The 14,428-nt window shown below is 68.7% G+C and carries 11 protein-coding genes and 1 pseudogene; 7 read left to right on the forward strand and 5 right to left on the reverse strand.

Features of this window, described 5'->3' with window-relative positions; genetic code table 11:
- The 4 genes and pseudogenes from R1101_RS26010 to R1101_RS0106645 all read left to right on the forward strand — a co-directional run.
- Nucleotides 1-256: pseudogene (locus R1101_RS26010) on the forward strand (type I glutamate--ammonia ligase); the annotation flags it as partial.
- Nucleotides 257-472: 216 nt separating this feature from the next.
- On the forward strand, nucleotides 473-931 hold the full coding sequence (locus tag R1101_RS0106635; protein ID WP_198420244.1) for a Fur family transcriptional regulator: 459 nt from the start codon (nucleotides 473-475) through the stop codon (nucleotides 929-931).
- Nucleotides 932-948: 17 nt separating this feature from the next.
- Nucleotides 949-3,132 carry a catalase/peroxidase HPI gene (gene katG, locus R1101_RS0106640; RefSeq protein ID WP_198420245.1) on the forward strand — a complete coding sequence of 728 codons (2,184 nt, stop codon included), beginning with the start codon at nucleotides 949-951 and terminating at the stop codon, nucleotides 3,130-3,132.
- A 240-nt stretch (nucleotides 3,133-3,372) separates the two neighbouring features.
- Nucleotides 3,373-3,708 (forward strand): hypothetical protein, encoded by a 336-nt coding sequence (locus tag R1101_RS0106645; protein WP_016932677.1) that lies wholly within the window; start codon nucleotides 3,373-3,375, stop codon nucleotides 3,706-3,708.
- Nucleotides 3,709-3,715: 7 nt separating this feature from the next.
- On the opposite strand, the gene R1101_RS0106650 is transcribed toward R1101_RS0106645, so the two are convergent.
- From R1101_RS0106650 to R1101_RS0106660, 3 genes are all read right to left on the reverse strand, one after another.
- Entirely contained in the window at nucleotides 3,716-6,727 is a 3,012-nt protein-coding gene (locus R1101_RS0106650) for a bifunctional [glutamine synthetase] adenylyltransferase/[glutamine synthetase]-adenylyl-L-tyrosine phosphorylase (protein WP_016932678.1), read from the reverse strand.
- Nucleotides 6,728-6,741: 14 nt separating this feature from the next.
- Nucleotides 6,742-8,079, reverse strand: coding sequence for a type I glutamate--ammonia ligase (gene glnA, locus R1101_RS0106655; protein WP_006554416.1), 1,338 nt, complete (start codon nucleotides 8,077-8,079; stop codon nucleotides 6,742-6,744).
- Nucleotides 8,080-8,164: 85 nt separating this feature from the next.
- The gene (locus R1101_RS0106660; RefSeq protein WP_081494041.1) at nucleotides 8,165-9,715 is read right to left on the reverse strand and encodes an alpha/beta hydrolase; all 1,551 of its coding nucleotides are present in this window, start codon (nucleotides 9,713-9,715) and stop codon (nucleotides 8,165-8,167) included.
- 188 nt (nucleotides 9,716-9,903) lie between these two features.
- On the opposite strand from R1101_RS0106660, the gene panB reads away from it, so the two are divergent.
- From panB to pip, 3 genes are all read left to right on the forward strand, one after another.
- Nucleotides 9,904-10,764: a 3-methyl-2-oxobutanoate hydroxymethyltransferase gene (gene panB / locus R1101_RS0106665; protein WP_016932680.1), complete on the forward strand. Its 861-nt coding sequence runs from the start codon at nucleotides 9,904-9,906 to the stop codon at nucleotides 10,762-10,764.
- 119 nt (nucleotides 10,765-10,883) lie between these two features.
- Nucleotides 10,884-11,342 (forward strand): hypothetical protein, encoded by a 459-nt coding sequence (locus tag R1101_RS0106670; protein ID WP_037222351.1) that lies wholly within the window; start codon nucleotides 10,884-10,886, stop codon nucleotides 11,340-11,342.
- A gap of 51 nt (nucleotides 11,343-11,393) precedes the next feature.
- Entirely contained in the window at nucleotides 11,394-12,305 is a 912-nt protein-coding gene (gene pip, locus R1101_RS0106675) for a prolyl aminopeptidase (protein WP_051017494.1), read from the forward strand.
- 7 nt (nucleotides 12,306-12,312) lie between these two features.
- On the opposite strand, the gene R1101_RS0106680 is transcribed toward pip, so the two are convergent.
- Together R1101_RS0106680 and R1101_RS0106685 are read right to left on the reverse strand one after the other, a co-directional pair.
- Complete coding sequence (locus tag R1101_RS0106680) at nucleotides 12,313-12,915, reverse strand: CHAP domain-containing protein (RefSeq protein ID WP_016932683.1); 603 nt, start codon at nucleotides 12,913-12,915, stop codon at nucleotides 12,313-12,315.
- Complete coding sequence (locus R1101_RS0106685; protein ID WP_016932684.1) at nucleotides 12,905-14,314, reverse strand: RNB domain-containing ribonuclease; 1,410 nt, start codon at nucleotides 14,312-14,314, stop codon at nucleotides 12,905-12,907. Before R1101_RS0106685 ends, R1101_RS0106680 begins: the two co-directional genes overlap by 11 nt.
- Between the last annotated feature and the right edge of the window lie 114 nt (nucleotides 14,315-14,428).

Below are 14,428 nucleotides of genomic sequence, written 5' to 3' on the forward strand. Positions count from 1 at the left end.
GATCGAGCCGCTCGCCCCGGTCGACAAGGACCTCTACGAGCTCCCGCCGGAGGAGGCCAAGAACATCCCGCAGGCTCCCACCAGCCTGTCGGCCGTCATCGACAACCTCGAGCGCGACCACGAGTACCTCACCGAGGGCGGCGTCTTCACCACCGACCTCATCGAGACCTGGATCTCGCTCAAGCGCGAGCAGGAGATCGCTCCGGTCAACCTGCGTCCGCACCCCTACGAGTTCCAGCTGTACTTCGACTGCTGAGTCGAATCCGGTAGGCACTCTTCGAGAGGCCGCTCGTCCCCTGTTCGGGACGGGCGGCCTCTCGTCTTTTCCGCACCGGCATCCTCGCGCGCCGAACCGGGGCTCGCCCCGGCTGCAGCGGTAGCGAACCCCGGTTCGGCGCGCGAGATGCGTTCGTTCGTCATCGGATCCGACCGAATCGCGACCGATTCCAGAAAAGTGGTCCATAGTGGGCACGTGCCCTCGACGCAGGATTTCTCCGAGCGGTTACGTGCAGCCGGTCTTCGCGTGACCCGGCAGCGTCTGGCGGTGCTCGATGCGGCGCACGAGCACCCGCACGCCGATGCCGATCGCATCTTCGATGCTGTCGCCGCCGTCGTTCCCGGCATCGGCCGGCACACCGTGTACGACATCCTCCACGCGCTCTCGGCACGTGGAGTGCTCCGGCGAATCCGGCCCGCAGGCTTCCACGCGCGGTACGAGGTGTGTGTCGGCGACCGCCATCACCACCTCGTCTGCCGGTCCTGCGCCGCGATCTCGGATGTCGGCCACACCCTCGGCGACCTGCGCTGCCTGACGCCGGTGGACGACGCAGGTTTCGACGTCGACGAGGCGGACGTCGTCTTCTGGGGCCTGTGCCGCGACTGTTCGACAGACGACCTACGACCACAGCCCGAAATCGGTCCGATCCACTGATCCGGAAGGAAACCGCAGTGTCCGAAAGCGAAAACCCGGCAGTCCCCGCCCCCGAGCCGTCACCGCACCGGCCGAGGACCAATCAGGACTGGTGGCCGGAACAACTGGATCTGACGGTGCTGCACCAGCATTCACCGTTGTCCAATCCGATGGAACCCGACTTCGACTATTCGAAGGAGGTCGAGACACTCGACGTCGAAGCGCTCCGTCAGGATCTCTTCGACCTCATGACGAACTCACAGGACTGGTGGCCGGCCGACTTCGGTCACTACGGCGGTCTGCTCATCCGGACGGGCTGGCATTCGGCCGGCACCTACCGCATCGCCGACGGCCGCGGCGGCGGCGGCAAGGGCGCGCAGCGGTTCGCCCCGCTCAACAGCTGGCCCGACAACGTCAGCACCGACAAGGCGCGTCGTCTGCTGTGGCCGATCAAGCAGAAGTACGGCCGCAAACTCTCGTGGGCCGACCTGATCATCTTCGCCGGCAACTGCGCCTACGAGTCGATGGGTTTCACGACCATGGGCTTCGCGTTCGGCCGCGAGGACATCTGGGAGCCCGACGAGGTCTTCTGGGGCCCCGAGGACACCTGGCTCGGCGACGAGCGATATGCGGGCGAGCGCGAACTCCAGGGTCCGCTCGGCGCGGTGCAGATGGGCTTGATCTACGTCAACCCCGAAGGACCCAACGGTAATCCGGAGATCCTCGCGTCCGGACGCGACATCCGCGAGACGTTCGCCCGGATGGCGATGAACGACGTCGAGACGGCGGCGCTGATCGTCGGCGGCCACACCGTCGGTAAGACCCACGGTGCGGCACCGGCCGACAATCTCGGTCCCGAACCCGAAGCCGCGCCGCTCGAACAGCAGGGACTCGGCTGGAAGAACTCGTTCGGCACCGGCGTAGGCGGCGACACGATCACCAGTGGCCTCGAGGTCACGTGGACGCCGACTCCGACGAAGTGGGACAACACCTTCCTCGAGACCCTCTACGCCTTCGAGTGGGAGAAGACCAAGAGTCCCGCCGGGGCGTGGCAGTGGACGCCGAAGGACGGCGGCGGCGCCGGTACGGTGCCCGACGCGCACGACCCGTCGAAGAAGCATGCACCCGCGATGCTCACCAGCGACCTCGCTCTTCGTTACGACCCGATCTACGGCGAGATCACCCGCCGCTGGCTCGATCACCCCGAGGAACTCGAGCGCGAATTCGCCAAGGCGTGGTTCAAGCTGCTGCACCGCGACATGGGTCCGATCTCGCGGTACCGCGGCCCGTGGATCCCGGAACCCCAGATCTGGCAGGACCCGGTACCGGATGTCGACCACGAGCTGATCGACGAGAGCGACATCGCGTCGCTCAAGAGCACGATCCTCGAGTCGGGAGCAACCGTCCCGCAGCTCGTCACGGCCGCGTGGGCGTCGGCTGCGAGCTTCCGCGGAACCGACAAGCGCGGTGGGGCGAACGGCGCGCGGGTGCGGCTCGAGCCGCAGAAGAACTGGGAGGCCAACGAGCCCGAGCAACTCGCACAGGTTCTGCAGATCCTCGAAGGCATCCAGGAGCAGTTCAACAGCTCGGGCGGGAGCAAGAAGATCTCGCTGGCGGACCTGATCGTCCTCGCCGGGAGCGCCGCGGTGGAGAAGGCCGCCAAGGATGCCGGGCACGAGATCACGGTGCCGTTCACACCAGGCCGCACGGATGCCACTCAGGAGTGGACGGACGTCGAATCGTTCGCGGTGCTCGAACCGAAGCACGACGGCTTCCGCAACTACTTGCGCGGCGGCGAGAAGCTCCCACCCGAGAAACTGTTCCTCGAACGGGCGAACCTGCTGACGTTGACGGCTCCCGAGATGACAGTGCTCGTCGGCGGTCTGCGTGCTCTCGGCGCGAACCACGGGGGCAGCACGCACGGGGTCTTCACCGACCGTCCGCAGACCCTGACGAACGATTTCTTCGTCAATCTGCTCGACATGGGGACCGAGTGGAAGGTCTCCCAGAACAGTGAGGGCGTCTACGAAGGTCGCGCTCGGGGATCGGACGAGGTCAAGTACACCGCGACCGCCGTCGACCTCGTCTTCGGGGCCAACTCGCAGTTGCGGGCGCTGGCCGAGGTCTACGCGGCCGACGATGCAGGCCCGAAGTTCGCGCGTGACTTCGTCGCGGCCTGGACGAAGGTGATGGACCTGGATCGCTTCGACCTGAAGAAGTGATGGCCTCGGCGGTCCACGACCGCGTTTGATGCACCACTCCGGAGCCATCCGCCGTCCTCGGCGGGTGGCTCCGCCGCGTGCGGGGAAAGGGGTACCGAGAAAACGGACTGGACAGACTTACTACACAGAGGTGTACCGTGGGAGTGCGATTTTGGTGATATGTGTCACATTCCGCTCTCGGGGGGAGCAGATGCGACGAGGTCCGTACTCGAACGACTCGTCTCCCCGGGAGGCCCCACCATGCGTAGATCTCTCATCTCGGCGGCCTGTGCCGCCGCGCTCCTGTCCCCCGTCCCCTTGTCCGTCGCACTCGCCGGCACCGCAGCGGCACAGACCGACGTCTCCGTCGTCGGGATGTCACAGGAGCAGGCCCGGACAGTGCTCTCCGACGCCGGAGTCCCCTACATCATCCTCAACCGTTCCGGCAGCACCATGCAGAACTGCCGGGTGACCGAGCAACGCGACCGCGGCTACGACGTCGAGGTCGAATACGACTGGAATCACGAAGACGGGACATGGGACAAGACCGAGATCGAGGTCTGGCGAGGACTCGCACTCGTCATCGTCTGCGACTGACGGCCGACTAATCCCAGAAGACCCGTTCGACGACCGCCCGTGCACGCCGTGTCACGCGCAGGTAGTAGTCGAGGAACTCCGACGCGTCCTCGCCACGCCAACCCGTCACGCGGGCAACCGCTTCCAGCAACCGTCCGGGACCGGGGAGTTGGTCGGTCGGTTTACCGCGCACGAGCACGAGGCAGTTGCGCGCATCCGTCGCGGTGATCCACGCCGTCCGGAGAAGTTCGACGTCGGTGGCGCTGAGCAGTTCGGCGGCTCCGATGGCGTCGAGCGCGTCGAGCGTCGAGGTCGTGTGCAATGCCGGGATGCCGTATGCGTGCTGGAGCTGCAGCAACTGCACGGTCCACTCGATGTCGGCGAGCCCACCCCTGCCGAGTTTGGTGTGGGTCGCCGGATCGGCGCCGCGCGGCAGCCGCTCGGAGTCGACACGGGCCTTGATCCGCCGGATCTCTCGGACGGCCTCGTGGGAGACCCCGCCCTCGGGATACCGCACGTCGTCGATCATGTGCAGGAAACGTGTGCCGAGTTCGCGATCCCCTGCGACGGCATGCGCCCGCAGCAGGGCCTGGACCTCCCACACCTCGGCCCACTGGGTGTAGTACGCCCGGTAGGACGCGAACGTCCTCACGATCGGACCACTGCGACCTTCCGGACGCAGATCCAGATCCACCTCGAGAGGCGGATCGGTGCTCGGCGCACCCAGCAGTCGCCGCACCTGTTCGGCGATGCTCGTGGCCCACTTGACCGCATCGGTCTCGTCGGCGTCCGGCAGCGGATCACACACGAACAACACGTCCGCATCGGATCCGTAGCCGAGTTCGCCGCCACCGAGCCGTCCCATCCCGATCACCGCGATGCGGGCCGGGGCCGGTCCGCGAGACTGTTCCGAGGCACGGATCACCGCGTCGAGCGCGGCTTCGAGCACGCCCGCCCACACCGCGGACAACGCCTTGCACACCTGCGGCACGTCGAGCATCCCCAGGATGTCGGCGCTCGCGACCCGCGCGAGTTCGGCACGGCGGAGTGAGCGCGCGGCGGCGATCGCGCGTGCGGGATCGGAGTAGCGCGACGACGAGGCGACGAGGGCGCGCGCCACCTCGGGAGGGTTCGCCTCGAGCAGCCGCGGCCCGGTCGAGGCGTCGGCGTACAGGCGGATGACGTCGGGAGATTTCACCAGCAGGTCGGCGACATAGGCCGACGAGCCGAGAACCGTCATGAGGCGTTCGGCCACCGCCGGTTCGTCGCGCAGCACCCGCAGGAACCAGACGGTGTCGTAGAGCGCATCGGACAGCCGCCGATAGGCGAGCAGGCCGGCATCGGGATCGGTTGTCTCCCCGAGATATTCGAGCAGTTGCGGGAGCAGCAGCGCCTGGATTCGCGCCTTGCGTGAGGCCCCGCCGGACAGCGCCGCCAGGTGTTCCATCGCGTGCTGCGGGGCGTTGTAGCCGAGCGCCGCGAGCTGACGGACCGCCGCGTCGGGCGACAGGCGCAGGGCTTCCTTGTCGAGCTTGCTCACCGAGTCGAGCAGCGGCCGGTAGAACAGGCGCGCGTGCAGTTTGCGGATCCGCGACGAGTTGCGCTTGATCTCCGATTCGAGGACGCCGAGCGCGTCCTTGCGTCCGTCCGGTCGCATGTGGGCGGCACGGGCGAGCCAGCGCAGCGCCTCGCGGTCCTCCGGGGGAGGCAGGGTGTGGGTCCGCTTGAGCCGCTGCAACTGCAACCGGTGTTCGAGCAGGCGGAGGAATTCGTAGGACGCCCGCATGTTCGCCGCATCGTCGCGGCCCACATAGCCGCCGTCGGCGAGCGCGCACAGCGCTTCGACGGTGTTGGGGACGCGGAGCGACTCGTCGACGCGGCCGTGCACGAGTTGCAGCAACTGCACGGCGAATTCGACGTCGCGGAGACTGCCGCGTCCGAGCTTGAGTTCGCGCTCGCGCAGTTCGGGCGGGACCATCTCCTCGACCCGGCGCCGCATCGCCTGCACATCGGGGACGAAGTCCTCGCGTTCGGAAGCGGTCCACACCATCGGGCTCATGGCGTCGATGTACCGGCGGCCGAGGTCGAGATCCCCGGTCATCGGGCGTGCCTTGAGCAGCGCCTGGAACTCCCAGGTCTTGGCCCACCGGTTGTAGTACGCGACATGGGATTCGAGGGTGCGGACGAGTTCACCGCGCTTGCCCTCCGGGCGCAGCGCGGCATCGACCTCGAAGAACGCCGACGTGCCGATGCGCATCATCTCGCCGGCAATCCGGCTCGCCCGGGCATCGGCGGGTTCGGCGACGAACACGACGTCGACGTCGCTGACGTAGTTCAGTTCGCGCGCACCGCACTTGCCCATCGCGATGACGGCGAGGTCGATCGGGCACGGGCCGTCCGGGATCACCGTGGACACGGCCACCGCGAGCGCCGCGGTCAGCGCCGCATCGGCGAGGTCGGCGAGCAGCGCACCGACCTCGAGATAGGGCACCACCGGTTCGTTCTCGACCACCGCGGCGAGATCGGCGGCGGCGATCAGCATGAGCTGGTCGCGGTAGGTGGTCCGCAGCGCCGCGACCGCGTGTGGGCCGACGAGCCCGGCCCGGTGGATCAACCGGCCGGGCCGCCCGTCGGGCTCGGGTTCGGCGTCGACGCTGTCGAGCATCCGCGCCGTGAAGGTGTGCTTGTCGGGCAGCGCCGCGCTGCCCGCGAGCATCGTCCAGCGATCCGGATTGGCGACGACGTGGTCGCCGAGCGCCGACGACGCACCGAACAGCCCGAACAGCCGGCCTCGCAGGCCTGTGTCCGAGCGGAGCGCCGAGTCGAGGTCCGTCCAGTCGTCACCGAGCGCGTCGGCCAGTCGCACGAGAGTGCGCAACGCCAGATCCGCGTTCGGGGCACGGGACAGCGACCACAGCAGTTCGACGCTGTCGGCGTCGTTCCATCCGAGTCGAGCGAGTTCGGCAGGGGCGGTCGGCTCGACGAGGCCGAGCCGACCGGGGCCGGGAACTACCGAACGCGCGCTGGGCGGTCTCACCACGTTTCCATCGTCGCTTACAACCCCAGGTACTGCTCGAGTTCGAACGGGGTGACCTGGCTGCGGTAGTTCTCCCACTCCCGCCACTTGTTGCGCAGGAAGTAGTCGAAGACGTGCTCACCGAGGGTCTCGGCGACGAGTTCGGACTTCTCCATCTCGCGCAGCGCGATGTCGAGATCGGTGGGCAGTTCGCGGTAGCCCATGGCGCGACGCTCGGCGGAGGTCAGCGACCACACGTCGTCCTCGGCCTCGGGTGCGAGCTCGTAACCCTTCTCGATGCCGCGCAGACCGGCCGCGAGCAACACCGCGAAGGTGAGGTAGGGATTGCACGCCGAGTCGGGGGTGCGGATCTCGACGCGCCGCGACGACGCCTTGTTCGGGGTGTACATCGGGACACGCACGAGCGCGGAGCGGTTGGACGGACCCCAGCAGGCGGCCGTCGGTGCCTCTCCCCCGTGCACGAGACGCTTGTACGAGTTGACCCACTGGTTGGTGACGGCGCTGATCTCGTTGGAGTGCTCGAGGATGCCGGCGATGAACGCCTTGCCGGTCGCCGAGAGCTGTAGCGGGTCGTCCGGGTCGTGGAAGGCGTTGGTCTCACCTTCGAACAGCGACATGTGGGTGTGCATCGCCGAACCGGCGTGATCGCGGAAGGGCTTGGGCATGAAGGTGGCCCGCACGCCCTCCTGCATCGCGATCTCCTTGACCACGTAGCGGAAGGTCATGACGTTGTCGGCCATGGACAGCGCATCGGCGTAGCGCAGGTCGATCTCCTGCTGGCCCGGCGCGGTCTCGTGGTGGCTGAACTCCACCGAGATACCCATGGATTCGAGCGCGTCGATGGCGTGGCGCCGGAAGTGCGGGGCGGAACGGTGCACCGACTGGTCGAAATAGCCGCCGATGTCGGCCGGCACGGGTGCACTCCCCTCGGGGCCGTCCTCGACGAGGAAGAACTCGATCTCGGGGTGCACGTAGCAGCTGAACCCGAGATCGGAAGCCTTGTTGAGCTGACGCCGCAGCACGTGGCGGGGATCGGCCCAGCTCGGGGTGCCGCCGGGCATGGTGATGTCGCAGAACATCCGGGCCGAGTACTGGTGGCCCCGGTCGTCGCTCCAGGGCAGCACCTGGAAGGTGGTGGCGTCGGGACGCGCAACCATGTCGGCTTCGGAGATGCGGGAGAAGCCCTCGACGGCCGAGCCGTCGAAGCCGATGCCCTCCTCGAAGGCCCCTTCGAGTTCGGCAGGCGCGATCGCCACCGACTTGAGAGTGCCGACGACGTCGGTGAACCACAGACGCACGAACCGAATGTCGCGCTCTTCGAGGGTGCGGAGCACGAACTCCTTCTGGCGATCCATACCCGCGAGACTAGGCATAATCCGTTAATTCCGTGTTACATCGGCAGGCGCATCCGGGTGGCGTGTCGCTCACACACCCATCCGGTCAACAGCGAGGATCCCTCGCGGGCACCTCGAGATCCACCAGATAGCTGGTCACAGCGGTGTCCACGCACTCGTTTCCGTCCAGGGCGACGGTGTGCTGCGTTCCCTCGAAGGTCACCAGGACACCACCGAGCCGGGCGGCGAGTTCGACCCCCGCGTCGTAGGGGGTCGCGGGATCCCCGGTCGTCGAGACCACGAGCACGGGCGGCAGATCGCGAACGTCGGGAGTGTGCGGTTCCCCGGTGGCCGGCACCGGCCAGAAGGCACAGACGTCGAGGGCCGCCGATCCGGTGCCGCGGCCGTCGTCGAGGAAGGGTGCGGCCGCGCGGAACCGCGTGTCGAGTTCGCCCGCGAGCGCCCGGTCGGTCACCGGTGGGTCGTCCACGCACCGGATCGCGTTGAAGGCGTCGGTGATGTTGCTGTAGGTGCCGTCCTCGCCGCGCCCTTCGTAGAGATCGGCGAGGCGCAACAGGGTGTCGCCGGTGCCGGTGCTCGCGAGCGACTCCAGCCCGCCGCGCAACGACCCCCACAGCGTCGGCGAGTACAACCCCTGCTGCACACCCGTGATCGCATCGCGGTGACTCAGTCCGCGCGGGTCGGTCGTGGGTGCGGGAGCGTCGAGCAGTGGGTCGACGAGCGCCCGGAACCGCTCGGCGGCCCGGCCGGGGTCGGCCCCGAGGGGGCATCCGGCGTACTGCGCGCAGTACGCCGCGAATTCGTCGAAGGCTTTCTGGAAGCCGTCGGCCTGCAGAACGATCTCCTCGACCGGGTCCTGCTCGGGGTCGATCGCACCGTCGAGCACCATGGCCCGCACCCGACCGGGGAAGGCCTCGGCGTAGAGGGTGCCGAGCCGGGTTCCGTACGAGTAGCCGAGATAGGTCAGCGCGTCGTCGCCCAGAACGCCGCGAAGCACGTCCATGTCCTGCACGACCTCACGAGTGCCGACGTGGGCGAGCAGGTCCGTACCGTTGCGTTCGGCGCACAGCTGCGCGTATTCGCGATTGCGCTTCTCCGCCTCGGCGATGCCCTCGGGGCTCGTGTCCCCGTCGTCGAGGGCGCGGTCGGCGTCGAACTCGGCGTCGGTGAGGCAGCGGACCGCCGGTTCGGACGACCCGACACCGCGAGGATCGAAGCCGATCACGTCGAAGCGGTCGGCAAGGACGGTGCTGTCGGCGGCGAGCGCCGTCGACAGCCCCGAGGCGCCCGGTCCGCCGGGATTGACCAGCAGGGAACCGATCCGGTCGCCCGTGGCGGCCAAGCGCGACACCGCGAGGGTGATCACCTCACCGCTCGGATCCGCGTAGTCGAGCGGAACCTCGACCCGCGCGCATTCCACGCCCTGCCGCTCCAGCATCGGCCCCTCGGCGCCGTACGGCCCGCACGACCCCCACTCCGGGTCCTGTTGGTAGAACCGTTCGAGTCCGGGAACCACTCCGACCGCCGAGGGCTGCCGTGCCTCCTCGGCGGCGTCACCGCATGCGGTCGCCGCCGCAGCGGCCACGAGCGCCAGGACGGACAGACGACGGATTCGCGCACGAACAGGGTGGGGCACGATCCGATCGTGCCACGGACAGAGCTGCGCACTGCCCTCGCGACCGGCGCTGTTCACCACCGGCGGCGCAGTGGTGTGACGAATCGCACCGCCCCGGGATCTTCGCGGGTTCCGGCCCGAGTGGCAGACTGAGACGGTCATCACCCGACCCGGGGACCCCGAGGGCCTCGAGGAAGAAAGGGACAGTGATGTCCGACAACGTGACGTCCGTATACGGTGGCGCGGCTTCCGCTGCAGCCCCTGCCGACACCCCCAAGCGCAAGACACGAGTCCATCACCTGCAGGCGATGAAGGCCGAAGGCCGCCGCTGGGCAGAGTTGACGGCCTACGACTACTCCTCCGCCCGCATCTTCGAGGAGGCGGGCATCCCCGTCCTGCTCGTGGGCGATTCGGCAGCCAACGTCGTGTACGGCTACGACACCACGGTGCCCGTGACCGTCGACGAGCTCCTCCCTCTCGTCCGCGGCGTCGTACGGGGTGCTCCGCACGCGCTCGTCGTCGCCGACCTGCCGTTCGGTTCCTACGAGTCCTCGCCCGAGCAGGCCCTTGCGACGGCCGTGCGGTTCATGAAGGAGGGCGGCGCCCACGCGGTGAAGCTCGAGGGCGGCGAGCGGATGGCTCCGCAGATCGCCGCGATCACCGCCGCCGGCATCCCCGTGCAGGCCCATATCGGCTTCACCCCGCAGTCCGTGAACACGCTCGGCGGGTTCCGGGTGCAGGGACGCGGCGACGGCGCCGAACAGCTCGTCGCCGATGCGATCGCCGTCCAGGAGGCGGGTGCGTTCTCCGTCGTGATGGAGATGGTGCCGGCCGATCTGGCCGGGCAGGTCACCCGCAAGCTGAGCATCCCGACCGTCGGCATCGGCGCCGGCAACGAGTGCGACGCCCAGGTCCTCGTCTGGCAGGACATGGCCGGCTACACGAGCGGGAAGACCGCGAAGTTCGTCAAGAAGTTCGGGCAGGTGGGCGACGAACTGCGCCGCGCCGCAACGCAGTACGCAGCAGAAGTGGCGCAGGGCACCTTCCCGGGGCCCGAGCACTCCTTCTGAGGATCTGCGACGACGGGCACCATCGACGAGTTCGGTGGTGCCCGTCGCATTTTTCGGGCACCTTCCGGATCGGTGGCAGACTCGACGACGACCCGACCGTACGAAACCACGAGGTGTCCATGCAGCTCCGCTTCAGTCTCGTCCCCGCCGTCACCGCCGCACTGGCCGGTGTTCTCGTCGGCTGCGCACCGGCTCAGGATCCGGCACCCAGCGGAACGTCGACCGACGCCACGGTCGAGACGTCGCGGTCGACGGAGCCCACGCGTTCGCCGTCCGCGGCAGGCTCACCCTCGGAAGCCGGAGCCGGGGGCTTCACCGAAGCGCAGACCGCCGACCTGTGTGCTCGCCTCGAAGGCCAGTTGTCGAACTGGCGCACCTACACCCCGTCGGTGGGTCGCGGCGGCCTCAACATCCTCGTCGGTGAATGGGGTGCGGCGAACGGTGTCGATCTCGTCGTGCTCGCGGGCGACCGGGGCCGCATCGACGCGGCGACCTCCGCGCAGTGCCCGCAGGTGCGCGAGGAGGCCCTGCGCGGCCTCGACATTCCCGATCTCGCGTCGGGTCTCGTCGGGTTCTGACCCGTGGAGCGACGCGAACTGTATCCGCCGATCGAGCCGCACGCGACGGGCATGCTCGACGTCGGCGACGGCCAGCAGCTGTATTGGGAGGTCAGTGGTAACCCGCAGGGCAAGCCCGTGGTCTTCCTCCACGGCGGTCCCGGTGGCGGCACCGCACCCCTGCACCGCCGCTTCTTCGACCCGGCCGCCTACAGGATCGTGTTGTTCGACCAGCGCGGCTGCGGCCGGTCGCGACCCCACGTGGCCGATGGTGCGGATCTGTCGGTCAACACCACCGACCACCTCGCCGCCGACATCGAACGCCTACGCGCCTTCCTCGAGGTGGACAGGTGGATGGTGTTCGGCGGGTCGTGGGGATCGACTCTCGCCCTCGCCTACGCCCAGCGGTACCCCGAGCGTGTCACCGAGCTCGTCCTTCGTGGGATCTTCCTGCTGCGCCGCAGCGAGATCGACTGGTACTACAACGGCGGCGCCGGCCGGCTGTTCCCCGAGGCATGGGAGGGCTTCTGCGCCCCGTTCGCCGGGGCCGGGGCGGGCGAGCATCCCGTGGACGTCTACCACCGTCTGCTGCACTCGACCGATCCGGACGTCGCCCTGAACGCGGCCATCGCGTGGTCCACCTGGGAGGGCGCCACGAGCTCGCTGTTGCCGAACCCGGACCGGGTCGCGGAAACCGCCGAACCCCGGTTCGCGCTGGCCTTCGCCCGCATCGAGAACCACTACTTCCACCACCGCGGCTTCTTCGACGAGGGGGCGCTCCTGCGCGACGCGCACCTGCTGCGCGACATCCCGGGTGTGATCGTGCAGGGCCGCTACGACGTGGTGTGCCCGGCACGCAGTGCCTACGACCTGCACGAGGCGTGGCCGTCCTCCCGGCTGCACATCGTCGACGATGCGGGACACGCGGCGACCGAACCGGGGATCGTCCACCGGCTCGTCGAGGCCACCGACTCCTTCCGCTGACAGCGGATCAGGCGGGTAACCGCCCGAAGCCGATCACGGCGTCGTCACCGGCCGGGTCGAGTTCGTGGACGCGGATCCGGCCCATCTCGTTGCCGCCGACGGTGATCGCCGAATCACCGTCGACGGCGACGACGATGTTCGTGTGCTCGCGCTGGCCGACGCCGATCCTGTTGTGGTACAGCACCACGTCGCCGACCTCCGGCCGGTAACCCGTTCCTGCCGGTTCGTAGCGGCCCGTCTGCTCGTAGTACTCCTGGAGTGTGTACACGCCCGGGATCCGCCAATGACCCGAGTGCGGATTGGACAGCGGCACACCGGCTTCCCGCATGATCCAGCTGACGAAGTCGGCGCACCACGCTTCGCGGACGCCCTCCGAGTAGAACGTGCCGGGCGGTTGCGCCTCGTGCTGTTCCTCGAGCAGTTCGACGATCCGCACCTGCGCCGGCGACAACGCCGACGTGTCGATCTCGGGGAACGACGCACTGTCCCAGGGGAACAGCCGGTTCGGCAGGATCCACCACACGAGCACCGCGAGCGCCGCACACAATGCGACCGCGACGGCGAGGACGGCAGCAACCGGACGTCGCCGCCGCGTGGTCTCACCGGTCATGGTCGAAGCGGATCTTGCGGGCCTGCGGGTCGGCGAGGGTGAGCCGCACCCGCACGGTGCTGCCCTCCTCGGGTGCCCCGCCGCACGGGCCGATGACGGTCTCGGAGGCGACGAACACCTCGGCGTCATGCCGGTCGGTGGCTTCCTTCAGCACCGTCGCCTCGAAGGTCTCCCCCACTCGCGGCGCGAGCACGACGGCCTCGGCCAGGTCGATGCACGCCCGGTTCACCTTGCCGGCGAGCGAATCCGTCGACGACATGATCTTCGGCATCGCGGACAGTTCCGCGCGCACCGCCTCCGGGACGGGCAGGCCCGACGACACCGCGAGGCACACCTCTGTGGCGTATCGGTCGGACAACCGGCGCAACGGCGCGGTGACATGCGCGTAGGGCGCGCCGATCGCTCCGTGCAGGATCGTCTCGGGCAGTTCACCGTCGAAGGCGGCGTAGGACGCCCCGCGCAGTAGCGTCGGCGCTTCGCTCATCAACACGAGCGTCCGCGGATCGTGGGCGTCGAGTCCGGCGAGGAAGGACCCGACTCCGATCTCCGGCGGCCACGGCACGTCCAACGACCGAGCGGTGCGACGCAGCCCGTCGACCGCCGCGGGATCGGCGGCGGGAAGGGTGCGCAGCAGACCGATCCCGGCGGCGATCATCATCTGCGCGGCACACATTCCAGTGAGCAGCGAGATCTCGGAGTTCCACTCGTCGGCCTCGGTCCGCGGTTCGATCTGCAGCCTCCAGCCGTCGCCGTGCGGCACGACGTCCTGTGTGGGCAGGCGCAGTTCGATCGCGCCGCGCGCGAGCGCCGCGGCCGCGCGCAACCGGCCGAAGTCGGGCAACGCCTCGACGGACGGATGCAACCTGCCCGCATCGGCGTCGCGCTGCACTCCGGCGTAGTCCATGCGCGCGACCGACCGGACGAGCGCGCGCCGCACGCTCACCGCGAGGGGCTCCCCGCGGTGGTCGGTCTCGATCCGCCACAGCGCCGCGGGGCGGACGACGTCCGGCAACAGGCTCGCGGTGCCCTCGGACACTTCGCGCGGATGCAGCGGAATCGAGCCGTCGGGCAGGTAGAAGGTCTGCCCGCGACGATGTGTCTCGGCGTCGAGAGCGCCACCCGGTTCGACGAGTGCGTACACATCGGCGATCGCATAGTGCAGCACGAAACCGTCGTCGGTGCGTTCGAGGTGCAGCGCCTGATCGAGATCCATCGATCCGGGTGGGTCGATGGTCACGAGCGGCAGGTCGGTGCGGTCCTCGCGGACGTCCGCGTAGCGGTCGGCCGCCTGCCGTGCCTCGTCGAGGGCATCGGACGGGAAGACGTCGACGAGGTCGAATTCGGCGCGCACGTCGGCGAAGTCGATCGCAGGCGCGACGACGATGGGAGTGGTCACCACGATGCTCGGGAACTCCTGCGGTTCCGGGTGCTCGTCGTCGAACTCAACCGTTCTTCCAGTCGTCGTCGGCGGCGTCGGCCGCCTTGTTCCGCTCTGCCGCGATCTCCAGCGCCC

It is taken from the genome of Rhodococcus sp. R1101, assembly GCF_000278445.1.
Lineage (GTDB): Bacteria > Actinomycetota > Actinomycetes > Mycobacteriales > Mycobacteriaceae > Rhodococcus > Rhodococcus gordoniae.